Origin of the sequence: Saccharopolyspora hordei (assembly GCF_013410345.1) — a bacterium.
Classification (GTDB): domain Bacteria; phylum Actinomycetota; class Actinomycetes; order Mycobacteriales; family Pseudonocardiaceae; genus Saccharopolyspora; species Saccharopolyspora hordei.
Genome location: NZ_JACCFJ010000001.1, coordinates 2,434,837 through 2,456,911, shown reverse-complemented (window position 1 = coordinate 2,456,911; position 22,075 = coordinate 2,434,837). Strand labels below are relative to the sequence as shown.

Genomic DNA, 22,075 nt, shown 5'->3' with positions numbered 1-22,075 from the left:
CGGGAATCGCGTCAGGACGAGACACGCACCGGCGTGTCGGACCTGTGCTCGGGCACGTCCTCGACCGACGAACCCGATCCGGATCCCGGCGTGGGTGTTGTCGATCGTCGGACGATCTCCTAGAGTCGGCCAGCACCACCCACGGCCGCGCTGCCTCCGCGGCGGCACCGGTCGTCCGGCTGCCCGCCGCGCGCCGACGAAGGTCGGCACCGGCACGAGCTGCGCACCTCGCTCACCGAGCCAAGGAGCAGTCCCATGGCCACCACGTCCCTCGACCCCAGCAGACAACGGTTGAGCCCACCCGCGAGGCGCGCGGTGAAGGGCGCGTGCTTCGGCTTCTTCGTCGACTACTTCGACATCTACCTGCCGATCGTCGCCCTGACCCCCGCGATCGCCTACTTCCAGCCGCCGCACACCGCACCGGCCGTCGCCGCCACGCTCTCCTACGTCACCCTCGCGCTCACCCTGATCGGCCGCCCGCTCGGCGCCATCGTCTTCGGCCGCATCGCCGACGTCGCCGGCCGCCGCCGGGCCACCCTGGTCGCCGTGGGCGGGGCCGGGACGTGCACGCTGCTCATGGCCCTGCTGCCCGGCTACGCCACCATCGGCTGGCTGGCGATCGTCCTGGTGCTGCTGCTGCGCTTCGTCGGCGGGGTCTTCATGGGCGGCGAGTACTCCAGCGCGAACCCGCTGGCCATGGAGGCCAGCCCCCGGCACCTGCGCGGGCTGGTCGGCGGGCTCATCGCGGCGGCCTACCCGCTGGGCTACATCGCGATCTCCCTCGTCGTCGCGCTGACCTTCCAGTTCGCGCCGGCCGGCGACCTCGACAGCGCGTACGTGCAGTGGGGCTGGCGCATCCCGTTCTTCGTCGGCGCCGGGCTGTCGGCGTGGTTCCTGCTCTACTTCCGCCAGGTCGAGGAGTCGGCGGCGTTCAAGCAGGTCCAGCGCACCTCCGCGCAGCGCACGTCCCCGCTGCGGCAGCTGCTCACCGGCGAGCACCGGCGCAAGCTGCTGCAGGTGCTGCTCATGATGACCGGCATGTGGTTCACCGTGCAGGCCACCCTCTCGGCCACCCCGGCGCTGCTGTCGGCGGTGATCGGCCTGCCCAGCTCGGCGGTGAACACCGGGCTGCTGGTGGCCAACGTGTTCGTCGCCGCCGGGTACCTGGTGATGGCGCAGCTCGGCCAGCGCTTCGGGCGACGGCGGATGCTGGTGCTGTCCGGGGTGTGGACGGTCGTGCTGGTGCCGCTCGTGTTCGCCGCGATGGTCCGCTCGGCGACCGCCGCGGCCGCCGACGGCGGCAGCGTGCTGCCGACGATGGTGTGGGCGACGCTCGCCCTGGTGCTCACGGTGTCGCCGTGGGGCATCGTCTCGACCTACATCATCGAGCGGTTCGCCACCGGGGTGCGCGCGTCGGGCTACGGGATCGGCTACAGCCTCGCGGTGATCGTGCCCGGGTTCTACGCCTTCTACATGATCGGTCTGGCGAACCTCATGCCCTACGAGTACACGCCGATCGTGCTCATCGTCCTCGGCGGGGCGCTCGCTGCGATCGGCGCGCTGCGCGGCCCGGAGACCCGTGACGTCGACCTGAGCACGGCGGAGCCGGCATGATCACCGCGGACACCCCGCCCGCGGTCGCCCGGGAGGTCATCCGCCGGGGCGGTTGGCGGCGGGTCACCACCGGGTTGTGCACCGGGCACGTCCAGGCCAACCTGGCCGTGCTCCCGCGCGAGGCGGCGGACGAGTTCGCCGAGTTCTGCCGGCTGAACCCGCGACCGCTGCCGCTGCTGGAGATGACCGAGCCGGGCGTGGCGGACCGGCTCCGCGCCGCACCCGGCGCCGACCTCCGCACCGACCTGCCGGGCTACCACGTGCACCGCGGCGGCGAGGTGTCCAGGGTGGACGACCTGCGCGAGGTGTGGCGCGACGACCTGGTGGCGTTCCTGCTCGGGTGCAGCTTCAGCGCCGAGGAGCGGCTGCTCGCCGCCGGGGTCCGGTTGCGCCACCTCGAGCTCGGCCAAGGCGTGCCGATCTTCCGCACCGCGCTGCGCTGCCGGGAGGCCGGGCGCTTCCGCGGTCCGGTCGTGGTGTCGATGCGCGCCGTCCGCGAGGCCGAGGTGCCCCGAGCGGTCGCGGTGACCGCGGAGCTGCCGTTCGCGCACGGCGCCCCGCTCCACGTCGGCGACCCCGCGGAGATCGGCATCACCGACCTCTCGCGGCCCGACTGGGGCGACCCGCTCCCGCTGCAGGACGACGAGGTCCCGGTGTTCTGGGCCTGCGGGGTGACGCCACAGGCGGTCCTCGCGGAGGTGCGACCGGAGCTGGCCATCACGCACGCGCCGGGGCACATGTTCCTCACCGACCTCCGCGTCACCGACCTCGTCGAGGCGGCCCGGCCCGGTGACCCGGTCAGCGGCGCAGGTCTCCGCCGCGCGGGTGGGAGTCCCACTCCGCCTCCGACACGTCGGTGACCGCCGACCCGTTGGCCCCCGGCACCTCCGGCGGGACCGTCCACAACCGACCCTTGTCGTCGAGCAGCGCCACGTCACCGTTCGGCGCGCGCAGCGCCTGCGCACCGGTCGCGATGGTGCCGACCACCGGCAGCCCGTCCACTGCGGACACCCGGCGGTCGAGCACGCCGGTGACCAGCAGCTCCGCCACGGAGCGCCGCTCGACCCGGACCCGCTGGCCGCGGTGCACCACGTCGACGGTGCGCACCGGCGACGGCACGGCGAAGCCGTCGAGGACGTCCGCGGCCTGCTCCGGCGTAGCGCAGCCGTCGGCACCGGTGACGTCGATGCCGAAGTGGCGGATGTCGGTCGGCGCGGGCAGCAGCGCCGTGGCGCGCAGGACGTCCAGCGGCACCACTCCGCACGGGTCCGATGTGGACACCGGGGCGGTGCCGTCGGGGCGGCGGACGAGCCCCGGCCCCTCCTGCCACGGACCGGGGATCAGCACCGGCGGGTAGGGGTGCGCGGTGAAGCCGCGGTCCCAGAACGTCACCGAGGTGCCGTCCGCCGTCTGGTGGGCGATCGCGAACGCGTCCAGCGCGGGCACCCACATCCAGTCCGCGCTGAAGGCGTCCACGACCGACCGCGAACGCCCGCGACCGGCCGGCCGGAACCCCTGCTCGGTGAGCGCTTGCACCTGGTCGCGGAACTCGGGGTCGCGCGCCCGCACCACGAACTGCCCGGCGCCGTTCCACCCCGCCCCGGCCGCCGTGGTGTCGGTGAACATCAGGTAGAACCAGCCGTCCAGGTACAGCGCGGACGGCTGGCCCGCGCCGTAGGCGTTCTCCCGGTGCACCTCACCGGACGGCTCGATGATCGGCGCGCCCCCGGCCTCGCGCTGCCACGCGCGCCCGTCGGTGCTGCTGGCCACCCCGATGGCGTTGCCGTGCGCGTGGTCGTCGCCCGCCGCCCCCGTGTAGTAGAGGTAGTAGCGGTCGTCGACCCGGATCACCGACGGGTCGCAGGTGTGCATGCCGTCGAACCCGCTGGGCTGGCCGGAGAACACCGGGACCGCGGGCGCCCCGCCGGAGTCGGCGAACGGCCCGTCGACGCTGCCCGCCGCGGCGTGCAGGACGTCGTCACCGGGCGGGCCGATGCCCGGCAGCTGGCTGCACCACCACACCCGGTACTGCCCGCCGTCCTGCAGCACCGTCGGTCCGTAGTTGTACGGCGCGGGCAGGCCGCCGGAGACCACCACCCCGCCGCTGCTGCGCTCGGCAGCGACCCGCAGGTCCACCGGCAACCGGCTCGGCTGGGCCTGCGACTGGACGCTCGGCTGCCCACCGGGCTCCACCGGCGCCTGCGTGCACCCGGCGAGCAGCACGACACCGACCAGCCCGGCCGCCCTGCGCACCAGCCCCCGCACCGCTCCTCCCCCCAGAACCGTGCGCCTACGCGCTCGCGTGCTCCGCCAGCCAACGGATCGCCAACGGGTACCCGGCCACGCCGAAGCCGGCCACCACCGCGGTCGAGATGTCCGACAGGTAGCTGGTGTGCCGGAACTCCTCCCGCTTGTGCACGTTGGAGATGTGCAGCTCGACCAGCTCCGCTTCGAGCTGCGCCGCCGCGTCGCGGACGGCGATCGAGTAGTGCGTCCAGGCACCGGCGTTGAGCACGACCGGCCAGCGCTGGTCGGCGGCCTCGTGCAGCCACTGCACCATCTCGCCCTCGTGGTCGGTCTGGCGCACCTCGACCTCGACGCCGAGCTCGGCACCGGCGTCCTCGCACATCCGGACCAAGTCGGCGTAGGTGGTGCTGCCGTAGACCGAGGGCTCCCGCTTGCCCAGCCGGCCGAGGTTCGGGCCGTTGAGCACCAGCACCTTCACAGCAGGACCCCCGTGGACTTCGCCTCACCGCCGGTGACGGCGGAGTAGGCGGCGGCGATGAGCGAGGGGTCCGGGCCCTCCAGCCGACCGGGCTTGGCCAGCCCGTCCAGCACGACGAACCGCAGCACCCCGGCGCGGTTCTTCTTGTCCACCTTCATCGCTTCCAGCAGCTGGCCCAGCGCGTCCGGGTCGTAGGTGGTGGGCAGGCCCAGCGAGTCCAGCACCCGCTTGTGCCGGTCGGCGGTCTCGTCGTCGAGCCGGCCGGCCAGCCGCGCGAGCTCGGCGGCGAAGACCAGGCCCACGCTCACCGCCGCGCCGTGCCGCCACCGGTAGCGCTCCCGCCGCTCGATGGCGTGCGCCAGGGTGTGCCCGTAGTTGAGCACCTCCCGCAGCAGCGACTCCTTCAGGTCCGCGGCGACCACGTCGGCCTTGACCTTGATCGACCGGCGCACCAGCTCGCCCAGCACCTCACCGGTGGGGTCGGTGGCGGCCTCCGGGTCGGCCTCGATCAGCCGCAGGATCTCCGGGTCCGCGATGAACCCGGCCTTGACGATCTCGGCCATGCCCGCGATGAGCTCGTTGCGCGGCAGGCCCTCCAGCGTCGCCAGGTCGGCGAGCACCAGGCTCGGCTCGTGGAACAGCCCGACGAGGTTCTTGCCGGACTCGGTGTTGATGCCGGTCTTGCCGCCGATCGCGGCGTCCACCATGCCCAGCAGCGTGGTCGGCACGTGCACCACGCGCACCCCGCGCATCCAGGTGCCGGCCACGAAGCCCGCGACGTCGGTGACCGCGCCGCCGCCGAAGGACACCACGATCCCGCCGCGGTCCATGCCGATCTTGCCGAGCACCTCCCAGCAGAACCCGGCGACCTGCAGGCTCTTGCCGTCCTCGGCGTCGGGGATCTCCACCCGGTGGGCGTCCACCCCGGCCTCGGTCAGCTCCTCGCGCACCGCCTCGACGGTCGCGGAGATGGTGGGCTGGTGCACCAGCGCCACCACCGATGCGTCGCGCAGGTAGTCCACGAGCTCGCCGAGCAGCCCCCGGCCGACCACCACGTCGTAGGGCTGCTGGCTCGCAACCCCGATCCGCACCGGTTCGGTCATCATCGTCCCTTCGGTGAAGCGGTTCTGGACTGAAGAGTACGCAGGGCGGTCAGCGCAGCGGCGCAGATCGCGCACTCGGGGTGTCAGCTGGACGCGGCGCTCGGCGCGGACAGCGCGGCCACGACCTTCGCCACCACCTCGTCGGGCTCGACGTGGTCGGTCGCGACCTCCACGGTGGCCACCGAGCGGTAGATCGGGACCCGCGCCTCGAGCAGCGCCTTGAAGGTGGCGCGCGGGTTCACCCCGGCCAGCAGCGGGCGCGCGGTGGACAGCCCGACGCGCTTGGCGCCTTCGGCGAGGCCCACCGACAGGAAGACCACCGGGTGCCCGGCGAGGCGTTCGCGGGTGCGCTCGGACAGCACCGCGCCGCCGCCCAGAGCCAGCACGCCGTCGTGCTCCCGCAGCGCGGTCTCCACGGCGGCCTCCTCCAGCTCCCGGAACGCCGGTTCGCCGTCGGTGGCGAAGATGTCGGCGATGGCCCGGCCGGTGGTGCGCACCACGTCGTCGTCGGTGTCCCGGAAGGCGACGCCGAAGCGCTCCGCCAGGAGCCGACCGATCGTCGTCTTGCCCGCGCCCGGCGGGCCGACGACCACCGCCCGCGGCGCCATCAGCGCACCTGCCGCTTCTCGGCGCGCTCCCGCAGCGCGGCGAGGTAGCCCTCGACGTTGCGCCGGGTCTCGGGCAGCGAGTCACCGCCGAACTTCTCCAGGGCGGCCTCGGCCAGCACCAGCGCGACCATCGTCTCGGCCACCACCGCGGCGCGCGGCACCGCGGTGATGTCGGAGCGCTGGTGCATCGCCTGCGCCGGCTCGCCGGTCGCCACGTCCACAGTGGCCAGTGCGCGCGGCAGGCTGGAGATGGGCTTCTTCGCCGCGCGGACGATGAGCGGCTCGCCGTTGGTGATGCCGCCCTCCAGGCCACCGGCCCGGTTGCTGCTGCGGCGCACCCACTTCTCGCCCTCGGCGGGGTAGATCTCGTCGTGCGCGGCGCTGCCGCGCCGGCGCGCGTTGGCGAAGCCCTCGCCGATCTCCACGCCCTTGATCGCCTGGATGCTCATCAGCGCACCGGCCAGCCGCGCGTCGAGCTTGCGGTCCCAGTGCACGTGCGAGCCGATGCCCGGCGGCAGCCCGTAGGCGATCACCTCGACCACGCCGCCGAGCGTGTCGCCGTCCTTCTTGGCCTTCTCGACCTCGGCCATCATCCGCTCGGTCGCGGCGTCGCCGAACGCGCGCACCGGGTTCTCGTCGATGGCCGCGAGGTCGTCCGGACCGGGCAGCGCGTCGTGCTCGGCGTCCACGCCGCCGAGGCTGACCACGTGGCTGACGATCTCCACGCCGAGCAGCTGCCGCAGGAACTGCCGGGCCACCGTGCCGACGGCGACGCGGGCCGCGGTCTCGCGGGCGCTCGCGCGCTCCAGCACCGGGCGGGCCTCGTCGAAGCCGTACTTCTGCATCCCGGCGAGGTCGGCGTGACCGGGCCGCGGGCGGGTGAGCGGCTCGTTGCGGGCCAGCGTGGACAGCACGTCCTCGTCGACCGGGTCGGCGGCCATCACCTGCTCCCACTTGGGCCACTCGGTGTTGCCGATCCGGATCGCGATCGGGCCGCCCTGGGTGCGCCCGTGCCGCACGCCGCCGACGATCTCCAGCTCGTCGGCCTCGAAGTTCATCCGGGGGCTGCGCCCGAAGCCGAGCTTGCGGCGCTCCAGCTGGGTCGCGATGTCGGTCGAGGTCACCTCGACCCCGGCCACCATGCCTTCCAACACCGCCACCAGGGCGGGGCCGTGCGATTCTCCAGCGGTCATCCAGCGCAGCACACCGTAGATCCTGCCACGTGCGCCCGTCGGCGGGACCGGCCGGGGGTCAACGCTGTCGGACCCAGCACGCCCACGGTGACCTGCGACGCAGCGAGTCGGCGGTCACCAGCCCGGCGCCACCGCGGTCACCAGCCACGCCGGGACGAGCACCACCGGGCCGTGCGGGACCGCACCGCGGCCGCGCCACGACGCCGCGGCGAGCGTGCCCAGCGCCGCCACCACCATGACGACCAGCACGGCCCCCACCGACACCGCGCCCACCACCAGCCCCAGCACTCCCGCGAGCTTCACGTCACCGGGCCCCATCGCCTCGGGCAGCAGGACCCGCACCAGCAGGTAGACCCCGCCGAGGAGCAGCGCGCCGACGAGGGCACCGGACCAGGTCCCCGGCCGGTGCACCGCCGCGACGCCGACCAGCACCGCCGCCACGGGGTAGGCGGGCAGCGTGAACACGTCGGGCAGCCGGTAGGCGCGCACGTCGCACACCGCGAGCAGCACCCCGACCCAGCCCAGCAGCAGCGGGACCGCTGCCCACCACCACGGCATCCCGGCGGCCACGCGCAGCGCCACCCAGGCCCAGGCCACCCCGACGGCGAGCTCGCACCACGGCCGGGGCACCACCACGCCCCGCCGCACCGAGCCCAGCACCCACCGCCCGAGCCACCCGGCGCCGCACCCGACGACGCCCCCGAGCACCCCGATCACCGCGACCACGCGGCCACGATCCCCCAGCCGACAGCCGCACCCGCGGACCCCGAACCCCCGCATGTCGGGCCCCGATCGAGCGACGCTCCCGCGGCCGTGACGGCGTGAAGGGCACCCATCGCCCACCGCGGTGGCGAGAGGTGCCCTCCACGCTTCCCCCGACCGGGGAGGTCAGGCGCCGACGGAGAAGAGCACGTCGCCGGCGACGACCTGGCCGTCCTCGCGCAGGTCCGCCAGCGCCTCGGGCGCCGTCTCCAGGGCGATCACCGGGCAGATCGACGCGTAGCCGTGCGACTCCACCTCGGACGGGTCCCACGTGACGACGCGCTGCCCGGCCTCCACCTGGTCGCCCTTGGCCACGTGCAGCTCGAAGCCCTCGCCCTTGAGCTTGACCGTGTCGATGCCCAGGTGCACCAGGACCGCGGTGCCGCTGGGCGAGGCGACCACGAACGCGTGCGGGTGCAGCGTCGCCACCGTCCCGGCGATGGGCGCGACCGCGTCGGCCCGCCCGCCGGACGGCTTCACCGCCACGCCCGGACCCACCATGGCCTGCGAGAACACCGGGTCGGGCACCTCCGTCAGCGCGGTGGCCAGGCCCGCCACCGGGCTGCCGACCTCGACGCTCACCGCAGGTCCTCGATGTCCTCGGCCAGCGTGTCCGCCTCCGGGCCGACCACGACCTGCACGACGGAGCCCTGCACCATCACGCCGTGCGCGCCCGCGTTCTTCAGCGCCGCCTCGTCGACCTTCGAGCCGTCCTCGACCTCGCAGCGCAGCCGCGTGATGCACGGCTCGATCTCCACCACGTTGTCCCCGCCGCCGAGCGCGGCCAGGATCGCCGCGGCCTTGTCCTGAGCCACCGCGTGCTCCCTTCCTCCGTAACCACGACGCAGAGCTGCGCGCCACCGCGTCGCGACGATCTTGCGCCACTCGGTGTCGATGCGGCAACGAAACCGGAGCCGTCTTGACACTCGATCGCGTGACGGCGCATTGTTCGCAACCGAGTGGTCCAGACCGGACAGTACCAACTGGGTACCACCGGTCAACAGCATCGGGCGAACACGACGGCGATCCGCCGAGGTTCGTCCCGGTGGCCGGTGCCCACCAGGCACCGGGGAGCGACGACGCACCGGTGGAGGCGACGTGGCCGCGCGGGACACCGCAGACGACAGCGAGCTCGCTGGAGGCGTGCTGCGCGACGGCCCGACGCCCAAGCACGCCCAGCTGCGCGAGATCCTGCGCACCCTGGCGCGCGACGAGCTCCTCCCCGGGTCCCCGGTGCCCTCCGAGCGCGAACTCGCGGTCCGCTACGGGGTTTCCCGGCTGACCGTGCGGGAAGCCATCGGCCAGCTGGTCAGCGAAGGGCTGCTGGTACGGGTGCGCGGCAAGGGCACCTTCACCACCCGCCCCCGCGTGGACTCCCAGCTGCACCTCGCCTCGTTCACCGAGGACATGCGCCGCCGCGGCATGCGGCCGGAGACCGTGCTGCTCGAAGCGGACGAGCGGCTCCCACCGCCGAGCACCACCGAGGCGCTGGGCCTGGCCCCCGGCGAGACGGCCTACTGGATCCACCGCCTGCGCAAGGCCGACGGGGCTCCGATGGCGGTGGAGCGCGGCTGGTACCACGCTGGACTGCTGCCCGGTCTGCTCGACCACGACCTGACCGACTCGCTGTACACCCTGCTGGCCCGCCGCTACCAGGTGCAGCTGGAACGCGGCACCCAGACGGTGCTCGCCGAGGGCGCCGACGCCGAGACCGCCACGCTGCTCGGGGTGCGCCCCGGCAGCCCGGTCCTGGTGTTCCGCCGGATCGCCACCGCGCAGGGGCGCCCGGTCGAGGACATGACGTCCTGGTACCGCGGCGACCTGTACCAGGTCACCATGCAGCTGGACCGCGAGCCGGGCGGGACCGACGAGCACCGCCCGACCATCCGGCCCACGGACCGCGAGCCGGATCCCCGACGACTCGGTGTCCACGACACAGGAGGTAACCGATGAGTGCCAGCGCCCCAGCGGCGAGCGGCAACAGGAGAGGCTTCGCCCTGCTGCAACGGCTGGGCCGGAGCCTGATGCTGCCGATCGCCGTCCTACCCGCTGCCGCGCTGCTGTCGCGACTCGGCCAGCCCGACCTGCTGGGCGAGGAGGGCCTGAGCGCGGTGCTGCCGTGGGTGCAGCCCGTGGCCGACGTCATCGGCTCCGCCGGTGACTCGCTGTTCAACTACCTGCCGCTGCTGTTCGCGATCGGTGTCGCGATCGGCTTCGCGAAGAAGGCCGACGGGTCGACCGCGCTGTCCGGGGCCGTCGGGTACGTGGTGCTGTCCGGGGTGCTGTGGAAGATGACCGACACGGCAGCGGACACGGTGTTCAACAAGGGCCCCTACGGCGTGCTCGGCGGCATCATCGCCGGTCTCGTCGCGGCCTGGCTGTGGCAGAAGTACCACCGCATCAAGCTGCCTCCCTACCTGGGCTTCTTCGGTGGGCGCCGGTTCGTGCCGATCATCACCGCGGTGGCGATGCTGGTCGTCGGCGTGGTCCTCGGCCTGCTCTTCCCGCTCTTCGACGCCGGCCTGACCGCCTTCAGCAACGCGGTCACGCAGAACGCGGTGATCGGCGGCGGCGTCTACGGCGTGGTCAACCGGCTGCTGCTGCCGTTCGGCCTGCACCACATCCCGAACAACGTGGTCTGGTTCCTCTTCGGCGACTACAACGGCCAGAAGGGCGACATCTCCCGCTTCTTCGCCGGTGACCCCACCGCGGGCACCTTCATGACCGGGTTCTTCCCGATCTTCATGTTCGCCCTGCCGGCCGCCGCGCTGGCGATCTGGCAGTCCGCCAAGCCCTCGCAGCGCAAGGTCGTCGGCGGCGTGATGATCTCGGTGGCGCTGACGTCGTTCCTCACCGGCATCACCGAGCCGCTGGAGTTCTCGTTCATCTTCGTGGCCTGGCCGCTGCTGCTGGTCCACGCGGTGCTCACCGGCACGTCGATGGCGCTGGTCAACGCGCTGGACATCCACAGCGGGTTCGGCTTCTCCGCGGGCGCCATCGACTACCTGCTGAACTTCGGGATCTCGCAGAACGCGCTGTGGCTGATCCCGATCGGACTCGGCTACGCGGTCATCTACTACTTCGTGTTCCGGTTCGTGATCACGAAGTGGAACCTGCGCACCCCCGGCCGTGAGGAGGACGACAGCGACGCGGCCGAGAACGGTACGGACAATGTCGAGGGGAAGGCCGGGGCGGGCCCCGACCGCAGCTGAACCCCCCGGCACCCTTCCCCGATTCCCCCGACGAACGGAGAACCGATGGTGGAGCGACGGGTCACCGTTGCCAGCAAGGTAGGTCTGCACGCTCGGCCCGCGGCTCTGGTGGCGAAGGCCGCCGCGGCGCAGCCGGTGAAGATCATGATCCGCAAGGACGGCACCGGTCCGGTGGAGGCGGGCAGCATCCTCGGTCTGATGACCTTGGGCGCGTCCTTCGGTGACGAGGTCGTGCTGGCTGCCGAGGGAGACGGCGCGGAGGCGGCGCTGGACCACGTGGCCCGGCTGGTCGCCACCGACCTCGACAACACCAACTGAAGCACCCCGACGCACACGGCCCCTCCGCTCCCCGAGCGGAGGGGCCGTCGTCGTCCCGGGGCGTGCCGACGCCCCGGAACGTCGGTGCGTCGGTCACGACACACGCACGCGTGCCGGGGCCCACGCGACTCCCGGGGAAATCGGACGTCCAGCTTCCGCGGGAACCGCGGTCACAGCGGCAGCGGGACCTCGCCGCCGGTGGCGTCGGCGAGGGCGTCGCGCATGACCTCGCGTGGGGCCGGCAGGCCGGTGAACTGCTCGACCTGGCCGAACGCCTGGTGCAGCAGCATGTCCAGCCCCGTCGCGATGCGCCCGCCGGCCGCGGTCACCGCGGCGGCCAGCGGCGTCGGCCACGGGTGGTAGACGACGTCGAGCACGCAGGCCGCCTTCGCCAGCTCCGCCGCCCGCTCGTCGAGCGCGCCCGCAGGCAGCGTCGACACCACGACGTCCGCCGTGGCCGCGGCGTCGGCGAGCGAGACGCGGTCCAGCCGCTCCACGCGCACCGACAGGCCCACCCGCTCGGCGGTCTCCACCACCTCGCGCGCCCGCGCGGGCTCGCGCACCGCGATCGTCACCTCGCGCAGCCCGAGGTCGGCGAATCCCGCGAGGGTCGCGGCGGCGGTGCCGCCCGCGCCGAGCACGAGCCCGCTGGTGCCGGTGCGGAACCCACCGGCGGCGCGCAGCGCGCCGACGACCCCGTCGACGTCGGTGCAGTCCGCCGCCCAGCTGCCGTCCGCCCGGTGCACCAGGGTGTTGGCCGCGCCGACCGCCTCGGCCCGCGCGCTGGCCTCGTCGGCGAGGCGCAGCGCGGCGCGCTTGCCCGGCATGGTCACCGACAGCCCGGCCCACTCCGGGCCGAGCCCGGCGACGACGTCGACCAGCTGCCGCTCGTCGGCCTCCACCCGCTCGTAGGTCCAGCCGTCCAGGCCGAGCGCGGCGTACGCGGCCCCGTGCAGCACCGGGGACAGCGAGTGCTCGATCGGGGAACCGAGCACCGCTGCCCGCCGCTGGTCAGAACGCGCCACGAGCCCGTGCCTCGTCGATGTAGGCCTCGTGCTGCTCGAGGGTGTCCGCGAAGCAGGACGTGCCATCCGGGTAGCACTTCACGAAGAACCGCCAGTTGCCCTCCGCCGGCTTCTCGGCGGCCGCCAGCGCCTCCTTGCTGGCCGTGGAGATCGGCGTCGGCGGCAACCCGTAGTTCAGGTACGTGTTGTACGGCCCGGGCCGCTGCCGGTCCTCCGGCCTGGTCAGCAGGCTCGGCTTGTCCAGCGGGTAGTTGATCGTGGAGTCCATCTTGAGCTCCATGACCGGGTGCGTGAGCCGGTTCTCGATCACCCGCGCGACCTGGGGGAAGTCCTTCTCGATCGCTTCGCTCTGCACGATCGAGGCGATGATGAGCAGCTCGTACGGCGTGTGCCCGGTGCCCTCGGCCCGCTGCGGCAGACCGGCGGCCTCCAGCGCCGCCGCCGAGCGGTTCACCACGTCGCGCAGCACGTTCTCCGCGGACTCGCCCGGCTTGACGTCGTAGACGCCGGGCATGATCAGGCCTTCCAGCCGCCGCTTCGGCTCCGCCTTGCTCGCGTCCTCGATCGCCCAGTCCGGCACGCCCAGCGACTCCAGGTCGGCGGTGGCGGCGACGTGGTGCATCTCCTCGGGGGTGGTGCACGTCGGGTTCTCGCCGACGCAGGTGGCCTCGGCGAGCCGGGTCAGGATGCCCGGTGTGTGCCCGCCGTCGGGGGCGAGCTGGTCCTCCAGCCGCATGCCGCCGCGGATGTCCACCCGGCCGACCTTCGCCTTGGGCGACAGGATGTGCGCCACGGCCGCCTCGCCGGACATCTGGTTGCGCATCAGGTAGTACCCGGGCTGGATGCTGTTGATCCGGCGGTTCTCCTCGGCGGCCTTGGTGAACGCCTTCGAGGAGGCCACCACGCCGTGCTGGGCCAGGGTGCGGCCGATGGCGCTGACGGTGTCCCCGGGCTTGACCTCGATGACCACGTCACCGCTGCCTTCGCCGTCGAAGTCGTCGTAGGCGCCGATCTGCATGATCTGGCTGGCCCCGTAGAGCACGCCGACACCCACCAGGACCAGCACGAACAGCCCAGCGAGCGCGGTCACCAGCCGGCGCCGCTTGCGGCGGCGGAAGCGCTCCGGGTCCGGTGCGCGGTGCCTCCGCTCCTCGGGCTCGTCGGCGAACAGTCCGAGATCGTCGGTCACGACAGGTCCTCTCGCGTCTTCCCCCGACTGTCCAAGAACGCCTGCAAGATCTCGACGGCGGCGGCTTGGTCCACCACGGCCCGCTGCTTCTTGCCCTTGACGCCGCGCTGCGACAGCATCCGGCTCGCGGTGACGGTGGTCAGGCGCTCATCGGCGAAGCGCACCGGCACCGGTGCGATGCGCTCCGCCAGGGCCGCCCCGTAGGACTGCGCGATCTCCGCGGCGGAGCCGTGGCGGCCGGCCAGCGTCTTGGGCAGGCCCACCACGACTTCCACCACGTCGTGCTCGGTGACCAGCTCGGCCAGCTGCGCCAGGTCGCTGCCGCCCGGCTCGTCCCGCTTCAGCGTGACCAGCGGGGTGGCCAGCATCGGCGCGGGATCGCTGAGCGCGACGCCCACCCGGACCGCACCGACGTCGACACCGAGCCGACGTCCCGGTCCGGGCACTGCCTGCTGGTGCTCGCTCACCCGCCAGCCACCACCTGGTCGACCGCCTTGCGCAGGGCGCCGATCGCGGCGGTGATGCCGGCCGGGTCCGAGCCGCCGCCCTGGGCCATGTCCGGCTTGCCGCCGCCGCGACCGCCGACCTCGGCGGCGAACCCGGGCACCAGCTTGCCGGCCGCGAGGCCCTGGTCGCGGGCCGCGTCGTTGACGCCGACCACGAAGCTGACCTTGCCCTCGTCGGCGGAGAACAGCGCCACCACGGCGGGCCGGGACCCGAACCGGCCGCGGACCTCAGCGGCCAGCGCGCGCAGCGCGCCGCCGTCCACGCCGTCCGGGACCTGCTCGGCGACCACGGTCACGCCGTGCACGTCGGTGCCCTTCTCGGCGAGCTCCCCGGCGGACTGCAGGACCTGCGCGACGCGCAGCTGCTGGATCTCCTTCTCCGCGGCCTTGAGCCGGGAGACCACGCTGCTGATGCGCTCCGGCAGCTGGTCGGCGGGCACCTTGAACTGCTCGGCCAGCTGGCTGACCAGCAGGTGCTCCTTGCTGATGTGGCGCATCGCGTCCATGCCGACCAGCGCCTCGACGCGGTGCACGCCCGAGCCCACCGAGGCGTCCGAGACCAGCTTGACCACGCCGAGCTTGCCGATGCGCGGCACGTGGGTGCCACCGCACAGCTCGCGGGAGTAGTCGCCCATGTCCACGACCCGGACCCGGTCGCCGTACTTCTCGCCGAACAGCGCGATCGCGCCGAGCTCCATGGCCCGGTCCATCGTCGTGGTGTAGGCCTGCACCTCGACGTCACTCTGCAGGTAGTCGTTGACCTCTTCCTCGACGCCGGTGAGCACGCTGGCCGACACCGCCGCCGGCGCGGTGAAGTCGAACCGCATCCGGCCCGGCGAGTTCAGCGAACCGGCCTGCGCGGCGCGCTTGCCGTAGGCGCTGCGCACCGCCGCGTGCACCAGGTGCGTCGCGGAGTGGGAGCGCTCGATGGCGTGGCGGCGGGCCTGGTCGACCGCGGCCTCCAGCTGGGTGTCCACGCCGAGCTCGCCCTCGACGACCTTGGCGCGGTGCACGAACAGGCCGGGCACGGCGCGCTGCACGTCGTGCACCTCGACCGCGACGCCGGGGCCGACCAGCCGACCGGTGTCGGCGATCTGGCCACCGCCCTCGGCGTAGAACGGGGTGCGGTCCAGCACCAGCTCGACCTCGGTGCCCGCGGGCGCGGACTTGGCCGGCTGGCCGTCCACCAGCAGCCCCAGCACCCGGCTGTGCGACTGCAGGTCGGTGTAGCCGATGAACTCGGTGGTGCCGTGCTGGTCCAGCAGCGCCCGGTAGGTGGACAGGTCGCCGTGGCCGGTCTTGCGGGCCTTGGCGTCCTCCTTGGCCCGGCGGCGCTGCTCGGCCATCAGGTCGCGGAAGCCCTGCTCGTCGACGCTCAGCCCCTGCTCGGCCGCCATCTCCAGGGTGAGGTCGATCGGGAAGCCGTAGGTGTCGTGCAGCTGGAAGGCCTTGTCGCCGGAGAGCTGCTTGCCCCCGGTCTTCTTGGTCTCGGCGACCGCCATGTCGAAGATCTTCGACCCGGCGGTGAGGGTGGACAGGAACGCCTCTTCCTCGTTGCGCATCACCGAGTCGATGCGGTCGAACTCGGTGACCAGCTCCGGGTAGCTCGGCGCCATCGCGTCGCGCACGACCTTGCTGAACTCGCTGAGCACCGGCTCGTGCACGCCCAGCAGGCGGGTGGAGCGGATGATCCGGCGCAGCAGGCGGCGCAGCACGTAGCCGCGGGCCTCGTTGCCAGGGGTCACGCCGTCGCCGACCAGCATCACGCCGGAGCGGGCGTGGTCGGCGATGACGCGGAAGCGGACGTCGTCCTCGGGGTTGGCGCCGTAGCGGCGACCGGAGAGCTCCTCGGCCTTGGCGATGACCGGGCGGACCAGGTCGGTCTCGTAGACGTTCTCCACGCCCTGCAGCAGGCAGGCCACCCGCTCGACGCCCATGCCGGTGTCGATGTTCTTGCTGGGCAGCGTGCCGATCGGCGGGTGCCCCTGCTTCGGCGACTGCTCCCCCCTGATGTCCTGCATGAACACCAGGTTCCAGATCTCGATGTAGCGGTCCTCGTCGGCGACCGGCCCGCCCTCGCGGCCGTACTTCGGGCCGCGGTCGTAGTAGATCTCCGAGCACGGCCCGCCGGGACCGGGCACGCCCATGTCCCAGTAGTTGTCCTTGCCGTCGCGGGCCTGGATCCGCTCGGCCGGGACGCCGACGACCCGCTGCCAGAGGTCCCGCGCCTCGTCGTCCTTCTCGTAGACGGTGACCCACAGCCGCTCCGGGTCGAAGCCGTAGCCGCCGTCGGACTGCGACTTGGTGAGCAGCTCCCAGGCGAACTCCATGGCGCCTTCCTTGAAGTAGTCGCCGAAGGAGAAGTTGCCCGCCATCTGGAAGAACGTGTTGTGCCGGGTCGTCTTGCCGACCTCGTCGATGTCGCCGGTGCGCACGCACTTCTGGATGCTGGTGGCGCGCGGGTACGGCGCCGGGGCCTCGCCCAGGAAGTACGGCTTGAACTGCACCATCCCGGCGTTGACGAACAGCAGCGTCGGGTCGTCCAGGATCAGCGACGCGCTGGGCACGACGGTGTGGCCGTGGCTGCGGAAGTGCTCGGTGAACCGGTTGTTGATGTCGTGGGTCTGCACGGTGGGTCCCTCGGGAAGGTCAGGTGTCGGTTGGCGCGGTGGCGGCGAGCCGCTGGCGGCGCGAGAGCGCCGGCGTCAGCGGCCCGCCCGACGAGCTCGCCGGGTGCCGGCCGCACCGCTGGCCGGAGCCGCGTCGACGCGGCGGAACTGCACCGTGTCGGCGTTGCGCACGACGTCCTGCAACTCCTCTTCCCGCTCCTGCATGCCGGCGCGCACCTCGGCACCGAACGAGCCGACCGCACCGGCCAGCTCGCGCATCGCACCGCCCAGCTGCTCGGCCATGCCCGTCGGCGTCGCCTTGCGCGCGGTCTCGTTGAGCTTGCGCATCACCGTGACCCCGGCCGCGACACCGGCGCTGAACCAGAACAGGCGCCTCACTTGCGCCCCCCTTTGCCCTTGCGGCGGAAGTGCCGACCTGCGGGCTCCTGCTTGCGCTTGCGGCGCGCCCGCAGCGCCTTGCTGACCCCGTAGGAGAACGCCGCTGTCTTCACCAACGGGCCACCCAGTGTAGCCGTGAACAGCGAGGACAACGCCGAGACGTTGCCGCTGATGGTCTTGGCGTTGGCGGTGATGCCGTCAACCCGTTCCAGCTGGTTGTTGACGTGGGTGATCGTCGTGTTGGCGCCGGTGAACAGCGGGTCGGAGTTCTCGTGCGCCTTGCGGATCGCGATGGTCGCCTCGTCCAAGGTCCGGCCGAGCTTGATCAGCGGGATCGCCAGCAGCACGACCAGCAGCACGAACGCTCCGGCGGCGATCAGCGCGGCGATCTGCGTGGGCGTCACGTGCCCTCCCGATGTTTCAACGTCATTCCGGCAGGCCGGGCGGTCGCCGCACGCGGCCTGTTGATCGCCGCACAGGTTACCGGCCCCGCTCGCCCAACTGCGCACCCGGTCGCGGCCCCCGGTCGGGCCCGGCGGGGGACGCCCCGCCGTCGCGGCGCACGGGTCCCGGCACGAGGGGACCCCCGGGCCGGTGCTGTGCAACTTCCCCTTGCACAGCACTCCCGGGGGTCTCGGTGGCGGTCCGCCCCGTTCGGGTGCAGTGGGCGTCCGCCGACAGCGGCCAGAGTAGAACACGCTTTCGACTGATCGCCACTCGGCGGGGCCCGCTGGTGACCCTCACCGCACCGGCGTGATCGGCTCCTCACCTGCGAGGACGGCGGCGACGTTGCGGGCCGCGAGCTCGGCCATGGCGGTGCGGGTCTCGACGGTGGCCGAGCCGAGGTGCGGGACGACCACGACGTTGTCCAGGTCCAGCAGCGCGGGCTCCACCTCGGGCTCGCGCTCGAAGACGTCCAGCGCCGCGCCGGCGATCCGCCCCTCGCGCAGCGCCTCGGCCAGCGCCTTCTCGTCGACCACGGGACCGCGGCTGGTGTTGACCAGGTAGGCGGTCGGCTTCATCGCCGCGAGCGCGTCCCGGTCGATGAGGTGACGGGTCTGCTCGGTGAGCGGGCAGTGCAGCGAGACGACGTCGGCGGTGCGCAGCAGCTCCTCCAGCGGCAGGCGGCGCGCCCCGAGCTCGGCCTCCACCTCGGCGGGGGCCTGGCGGCGTCCGGTGTAGACGACGTCCATCCCGAAGGCGCGGGCCCGCCGGGCGACGGCTTGCCCGATGCCGCCGAGGCCGACGATGCCCAGCGTCTTGCCCTGCAGGCCCGATCCGAGCATGAAGCCGAGGTGGAAGGTCCACGGCTCGCGGGCGCGCAGCAGCCGCTCGCCCTCCGCGAGGCGCCGGGTGACCATGAGCAGCAGGCCGAGCGTGAGGTCCGCGGTGGCGTCGACGAGCACGCCGGGCGTGTTGGTGACGACCACGCCGCGCTCGGTCACGGCGGGCACGTCGACGTTGTCGTAGCCGACGGCGACGTTGGCCACCACCTCGAGCTGGGGCCCGGCGGCCTCGACCAGCTCGGCGTCCACCCGGTCGTGCAGCATCGTCACGACCGCGTGCGCGCCCCGCACGGCCTCGCGCAGCTCGGCGGGCGACAGCGGGCCGTCCTGCGTGCACACGTGCACCGACCCGGCCTCGCGCAGCACCGCCACCGCCGCCTCCGGCACCGTCCGGGTGACCACGATCCGCTTGTCCACCAACGACCTCCTCGCGACGAGTCCGTGAGGAACCTACCCGCTCGCCCACCGCGGATCGACCGTCGCGCACACCACACCGGGCGCTAGCCGTCGCCGCGGACGATGTCGCGCAGCTTGGGCACCCGCTCGCTGAGCGTGCGCTCGGCGCCGCGGCCGGTCGGCTGGTAGTAGTCGCGCCCCACCAGCTCGTCCGGCGGGTACTGCTGGGCCAGCACGCCCTCCTGGCGGTCGTGCGGGTAGCGGTAGCCCTGGGCGTTGCCGAGCTTCGTGGCCCCCGCGTAGTGGCCGTCGCGCAGGTGCGGCGGCACCGGGCCGGCCCGGCCGGCGCGCACGTCGGCGATCGCCGCGTCGATGGCCGTGATCACCGCGTTCGACTTCGGTGCCGTGGCCAGGTGGATCGTCGCCTGCGCCAGCGCCAGCCGCCCCTCCGGCATGCCGATGAACTGCACCGCGTGCGCCGCGGCGACGGCGGTCTGCAGCGCGGTCGGGTCGGCCATCCCGATGTCCTCGCTGGCGTGCACCACCAGCCGCCGGGCGATGAACCGCGGGTCCTCGCCGGCCTCGACCATCCGGGCCAGGTAGTGCAGCGCGGCGTCCACATCGGACCCGCGGATGGACTTGATGAACGCGCTGGCGACGTCGTAGTGCTGGTCGCCGCCCTTGTCGTAGAGGACCGCGGCGCGGTTCACGGTGGACTCGACGGTGTGCAGGTCGATGACCTCCGCGCCGGTCGAGGTCGCCGCCTCCGCGGCCGCCTCCAGCGCGGTGAGCGCGCGCCGGGCGTCGCCCCCGGCCAGCGCCACCAGGTGGTCCTCGGCCTCCTCCGACAGCCGCACCGCGCCGCCGAGCCCGCGTTCCTCGGTCACCGCGCGGCGCACCAGCGTGCGGATGTCGTCGTCCTCCAGGCTGTGCAGTTGCAGCACCAGCGAGCGCGAGAGCAGCGGCGCCACCACGGAGAAGTACGGGTTCTCGGTGGTGGCCGCCACCAGCAGCACGGTGCGGTCCTCGACCGCACCGAGCAGCGCGTCCTGCTGCGTCTTGGAGAAGCGGTGCACCTCGTCGATGAACAGCACGGTCGACTCGCCGGAGCGGCCGAGGCGGCGGCGGGCCTCGTCGATGACCGCCCGCACCTCCTTCACCCCGGACGACAGCGCGGACAGCGCCGCGAAGCGCCGACCGGTGGCCGACGAGACGAGGTTGGCCAGGGTGGTCTTGCCGGTGCCGGGCGGGCCGTAGAGCAGCACCGAGGCCGGTGCGCCGCCCTCGACCAGCCGGCGCAGCGGCGCCCCGGGACCCAGCAGGTGCTGCTGCCCGACGACCTCGTCGAGCGAGCGGGGCCGCATCCGCGCCGCCAACGGCGCGTTCTCGGCCAACCGCTCGCCGGCGCGCTGCTCGGTGTCGGCGCCGAACAATCCCTCGTCGAACAGGCCCTCACTCACACCCCGACGCTACCGCCCGCGCCCGACGGCCTCGCCCACCTGGGCGGGTGAGCGCGCAGCCGGGCCACCGCTGCGCGCTCCCGCCCGTCAGCGCACCTGGGAGGGCAGGGCCACCTCCACGGTGCCGTCGCTGCGCCGCCGTTGTGCGGCCCAGTGCTCGACCGCCTGGTGGCAGGCACGGTCGAGGTGCCGGAGCGTGGTCAGGTCGAGGTGGATGTGCTTGCCGGCCGGCAGCTGGTCGAGGTGGTCCAGCAGCCGCGGCAGCCGCAGGAAGGTCGCGTTGCCGCGCAGCTGGACGCGCACCTGCTCGTCACCGTGCTCGGCCTTGACCGACAGCCGGGACACCTCGAGCGCGGTCTTGACGATGGCGACGGCCAGGCCGGTGAGGGTGCCGATCAGCAGGTCCGTGGCCACGATCGCGGTCGTGGTGAGGACGAGCACGAACGCCTCGGAGCGGTGCTCCCGCACCAGCGCGGCGACCTGCCGCAGTTCGAGCAGCTTCCACCCGGCCTGGATGAGCAGGGCGGCGAGCACCGCGGTGGGGACGAACGACAGCACGCCCGGCAGCAGCACCACGAACAGCAGCAGCCAGAGGCCGTGCAACACGCGGGAGAGCTTCGTCTTCGCCCCGGCCTGCACGTTGGCGGCGCTGCGCACGATCACCGCGGTCATCGGCAGCGCGCCGAGCGCCCCGCAGACGGTGTTGCCGACGCCCTGCGCCACGAGCTCCTTGTTGTACTGGGTCTTCGGCCCGTCGTGCATGCGGTCCACCGCCGCGGCGCTGAACAGGCTCTCCGCCGAGGCGATCAACGTGAAGGTGACGATCGACCCGAGCACGGCGGGGTCGGTCAGCAGGCCCCAGTCCGCCGCGCCCGGCGGGTCGATGGTCTCCAGCAGCGACCCCACCTGCACCTTCTGCACCGGCAGCACCAGCAGCGCGGCCAGCGCGCTGGTGACCACCACGGCCACCAGCGGCCCGGGCACCAGGCTCAGCTTGCCCGGGACCTTCTTCCAGACGGCCGTGATGACCAGCGCCAGCACCGCCAGCGCCAGGCCGCTGCGACCGGTCGGCGTGGTCAGCACCGCGATGAGCAGGTCCGGGATGCCGGTGAGCTTCGCGAACGTGCTCTCGGGCTGGGCGAGGCCGCCGACCGGGTAGATCTGCCCGAGGATCAGCACCAGTCCGATGCCGGCCAGCATGCCCTGCACCACGGAGGGCGAGATCGCCCGGAACCAGCTGCCCAGGCGGCTGACGCCCAGCACGATCTGCAGCACCCCGGCGCCGAGCACGATGACGCCCACGGCGCCGAGCCCGTGCTGCTGCACCGCCGCGGCCACCAGCACGGTGAGCCCGGCGGCCGGGCCGCTGACCTGCATCGTGCTGCCGGGCAGCAGGCCGACCAGGAGGCCGCCCACGATGCCGGTGACGATGCCCAGCTCGGCCGGGACGCCGGAGGCGACGGCCACACCGACGCACAGCGGCAGCGCCACCAGGAACACCACGAGCGAGGCGCCCAGGTCGGCGCCGAGGGTGGCCTTCGGCCACCGGGGAACGCCGGACTTGCGGCGCTCATCAGGTAGGTCGAGTTGTGTCACAGTGCCCTCCGGGGCAGGATCTTAGTTCTTTCGGGTGAACGGGGTCGCGCCGCGCGCTCCATCGCGCGCGGCGT

22 protein-coding genes are annotated in these 22,075 nt (G+C 73.2%); 5 read left to right on the top strand and 17 right to left on the bottom strand.

Going from position 1 to position 22,075, the window contains the following annotated elements; genetic code table 11:
- Positions 1 to 255: 255 nt before the first annotated feature.
- A complete protein-coding gene (locus tag HNR68_RS11495; protein ID WP_179720302.1) occupies positions 256 to 1,614 on the top strand; it encodes an MFS transporter in 1,359 nt (452 codons plus the stop codon).
- Positions 1,611 to 2,474 carry a putative hydro-lyase gene (locus tag HNR68_RS11490; RefSeq protein ID WP_179720300.1) on the top strand — a complete coding sequence of 288 codons (864 nt, stop codon included), beginning with the start codon at positions 1,611 to 1,613 and terminating at the stop codon, positions 2,472 to 2,474. Before HNR68_RS11495 ends, HNR68_RS11490 begins: the two co-directional genes overlap by 4 nt.
- On the opposite strand, the gene HNR68_RS11485 is transcribed toward HNR68_RS11490, so the two are convergent.
- From HNR68_RS11485 to HNR68_RS11450, 8 genes are all read right to left on the bottom strand, one after another.
- Positions 2,413 to 3,879, bottom strand: a complete 1,467-nt coding sequence (locus HNR68_RS11485; protein ID WP_343050072.1) for a glycoside hydrolase family protein — start codon at positions 3,877 to 3,879, stop codon at positions 2,413 to 2,415. The two genes, HNR68_RS11490 and HNR68_RS11485, sit on opposite strands and share 62 nt — an antisense overlap.
- 25 nt (positions 3,880 to 3,904) lie before the next feature.
- Positions 3,905 to 4,339 carry a type II 3-dehydroquinate dehydratase gene (aroQ, locus tag HNR68_RS11480; RefSeq protein WP_179720298.1) on the bottom strand — a complete coding sequence of 145 codons (435 nt, stop codon included), beginning with the start codon at positions 4,337 to 4,339 and terminating at the stop codon, positions 3,905 to 3,907.
- Positions 4,336 to 5,442, bottom strand: coding sequence for a 3-dehydroquinate synthase (aroB, locus tag HNR68_RS11475; protein ID WP_179720296.1), 1,107 nt, complete (start codon positions 5,440 to 5,442; stop codon positions 4,336 to 4,338). The genes aroQ and aroB overlap by 4 nt, the downstream gene beginning before the upstream one ends.
- An 83-nt stretch (positions 5,443 to 5,525) precedes the next feature.
- Positions 5,526 to 6,050, bottom strand: coding sequence for a shikimate kinase (locus HNR68_RS11470; RefSeq protein ID WP_179720294.1), 525 nt, complete (start codon positions 6,048 to 6,050; stop codon positions 5,526 to 5,528).
- Positions 6,050 to 7,255: a chorismate synthase gene (gene aroC, locus HNR68_RS11465; protein ID WP_179720292.1), complete on the bottom strand. Its 1,206-nt coding sequence runs from the start codon at positions 7,253 to 7,255 to the stop codon at positions 6,050 to 6,052. Before aroC ends, HNR68_RS11470 begins: the two co-directional genes overlap by 1 nt.
- A gap of 102 nt (positions 7,256 to 7,357) precedes the next feature.
- Complete coding sequence (locus tag HNR68_RS11460) at positions 7,358 to 7,969, bottom strand: prepilin peptidase (protein ID WP_179720290.1); 612 nt, start codon at positions 7,967 to 7,969, stop codon at positions 7,358 to 7,360.
- A 162-nt stretch (positions 7,970 to 8,131) separates the two neighbouring features.
- Positions 8,132 to 8,587, bottom strand: coding sequence for a glucose PTS transporter subunit IIA (locus tag HNR68_RS11455; protein ID WP_179720289.1), 456 nt, complete (start codon positions 8,585 to 8,587; stop codon positions 8,132 to 8,134).
- Positions 8,584 to 8,820, bottom strand: a complete 237-nt coding sequence (locus HNR68_RS11450) for a glucose PTS transporter subunit EIIB (RefSeq protein ID WP_179720288.1) — start codon at positions 8,818 to 8,820, stop codon at positions 8,584 to 8,586. The genes HNR68_RS11455 and HNR68_RS11450 overlap by 4 nt, the downstream gene beginning before the upstream one ends.
- Positions 8,821 to 9,103: 283 nt before the next feature.
- Here HNR68_RS11450 and HNR68_RS11445 point away from each other — a divergent pair, with 283 nt between their 5' ends.
- From HNR68_RS11445 to HNR68_RS11435, 3 genes are read left to right on the top strand one after another with little or no spacing between them, the layout of a single operon-like run.
- Positions 9,104 to 9,958: a GntR family transcriptional regulator gene (locus tag HNR68_RS11445; RefSeq protein WP_343050071.1), complete on the top strand. Its 855-nt coding sequence runs from the start codon at positions 9,104 to 9,106 to the stop codon at positions 9,956 to 9,958.
- Positions 9,955 to 11,217: a PTS transporter subunit EIIC gene (locus tag HNR68_RS11440; protein ID WP_179720287.1), complete on the top strand. Its 1,263-nt coding sequence runs from the start codon at positions 9,955 to 9,957 to the stop codon at positions 11,215 to 11,217. Before HNR68_RS11445 ends, HNR68_RS11440 begins: the two co-directional genes overlap by 4 nt.
- A 45-nt stretch (positions 11,218 to 11,262) precedes the next feature.
- The gene (locus HNR68_RS11435) at positions 11,263 to 11,535 is read left to right on the top strand and encodes an HPr family phosphocarrier protein (RefSeq protein WP_179720286.1); all 273 of its coding nucleotides are present in this window, start codon (positions 11,263 to 11,265) and stop codon (positions 11,533 to 11,535) included.
- A gap of 170 nt (positions 11,536 to 11,705) precedes the next feature.
- Here the strand turns inward: HNR68_RS11435 and HNR68_RS11430 are convergent, their stop codons facing one another.
- From HNR68_RS11430 to HNR68_RS11390, 9 genes are all read right to left on the bottom strand, one after another.
- Positions 11,706 to 12,560, bottom strand: coding sequence for a shikimate dehydrogenase (locus HNR68_RS11430; RefSeq protein WP_343050070.1), 855 nt, complete (start codon positions 12,558 to 12,560; stop codon positions 11,706 to 11,708).
- Positions 12,547 to 13,749: an endolytic transglycosylase MltG gene (mltG, locus tag HNR68_RS11425; RefSeq protein WP_179720284.1), complete on the bottom strand. Its 1,203-nt coding sequence runs from the start codon at positions 13,747 to 13,749 to the stop codon at positions 12,547 to 12,549. Before mltG ends, HNR68_RS11430 begins: the two co-directional genes overlap by 14 nt.
- A complete protein-coding gene (ruvX, locus tag HNR68_RS11420; RefSeq protein ID WP_179720283.1) occupies positions 13,746 to 14,216 on the bottom strand; it encodes a Holliday junction resolvase RuvX in 471 nt (156 codons plus the stop codon). Before ruvX ends, mltG begins: the two co-directional genes overlap by 4 nt.
- Positions 14,213 to 16,885 (bottom strand): alanine--tRNA ligase, encoded by a 2,673-nt coding sequence (alaS, locus tag HNR68_RS11415; RefSeq protein ID WP_179720282.1) that lies wholly within the window; start codon positions 16,883 to 16,885, stop codon positions 14,213 to 14,215. The genes ruvX and alaS overlap by 4 nt, the downstream gene beginning before the upstream one ends.
- Positions 16,886 to 16,960: 75 nt before the next feature.
- Positions 16,961 to 17,263: a hypothetical protein gene (locus HNR68_RS11410; protein ID WP_179720281.1), complete on the bottom strand. Its 303-nt coding sequence runs from the start codon at positions 17,261 to 17,263 to the stop codon at positions 16,961 to 16,963.
- Positions 17,260 to 17,667 carry a DUF948 domain-containing protein gene (locus HNR68_RS11405; RefSeq protein ID WP_179720280.1) on the bottom strand — a complete coding sequence of 136 codons (408 nt, stop codon included), beginning with the start codon at positions 17,665 to 17,667 and terminating at the stop codon, positions 17,260 to 17,262. Before HNR68_RS11405 ends, HNR68_RS11410 begins: the two co-directional genes overlap by 4 nt.
- A 336-nt stretch (positions 17,668 to 18,003) precedes the next feature.
- On the bottom strand, positions 18,004 to 18,966 hold the full coding sequence (locus HNR68_RS11400) for an NAD(P)-dependent oxidoreductase (RefSeq protein ID WP_179720279.1): 963 nt from the start codon (positions 18,964 to 18,966) through the stop codon (positions 18,004 to 18,006).
- Positions 18,967 to 19,049: 83 nt separating this feature from the next.
- Complete coding sequence (locus HNR68_RS11395; RefSeq protein ID WP_179720278.1) at positions 19,050 to 20,405, bottom strand: replication-associated recombination protein A; 1,356 nt, start codon at positions 20,403 to 20,405, stop codon at positions 19,050 to 19,052.
- Between the two features lie 87 nt (positions 20,406 to 20,492).
- Positions 20,493 to 22,001 (bottom strand): SulP family inorganic anion transporter, encoded by a 1,509-nt coding sequence (locus HNR68_RS11390; protein ID WP_179720277.1) that lies wholly within the window; start codon positions 21,999 to 22,001, stop codon positions 20,493 to 20,495.
- Positions 22,002 to 22,075: the final 74 nt, after the last annotated feature.

Excerpts from the sequence above, each read along its gene's own strand:
- HNR68_RS11495 (WP_179720302.1), top strand. The coding sequence starts at position 256 with ATGGCCACCACGTCCCTCGACCCCAGCAGACAACGGTTGAGCCCACCC.
- HNR68_RS11440 (WP_179720287.1), top strand. The coding sequence starts at position 9,955 with ATGAGTGCCAGCGCCCCAGCGGCGAGCGGCAACAGGAGAGGCTTCGCC.
- HNR68_RS11435 (WP_179720286.1), top strand. The coding sequence starts at position 11,263 with ATGGTGGAGCGACGGGTCACCGTTGCCAGCAAGGTAGGTCTGCACGCT.
- aroB (WP_179720296.1), bottom strand. The coding sequence starts at position 5,442 with ATGACCGAACCGGTGCGGATCGGGGTTGCGAGCCAGCAGCCCTACGAC.
- HNR68_RS11490 (WP_179720300.1), top strand. The coding sequence starts at position 1,611 with ATGATCACCGCGGACACCCCGCCCGCGGTCGCCCGGGAGGTCATCCGC.
- HNR68_RS11470 (WP_179720294.1), bottom strand. The coding sequence starts at position 6,050 with ATGGCGCCGCGGGCGGTGGTCGTCGGCCCGCCGGGCGCGGGCAAGACG.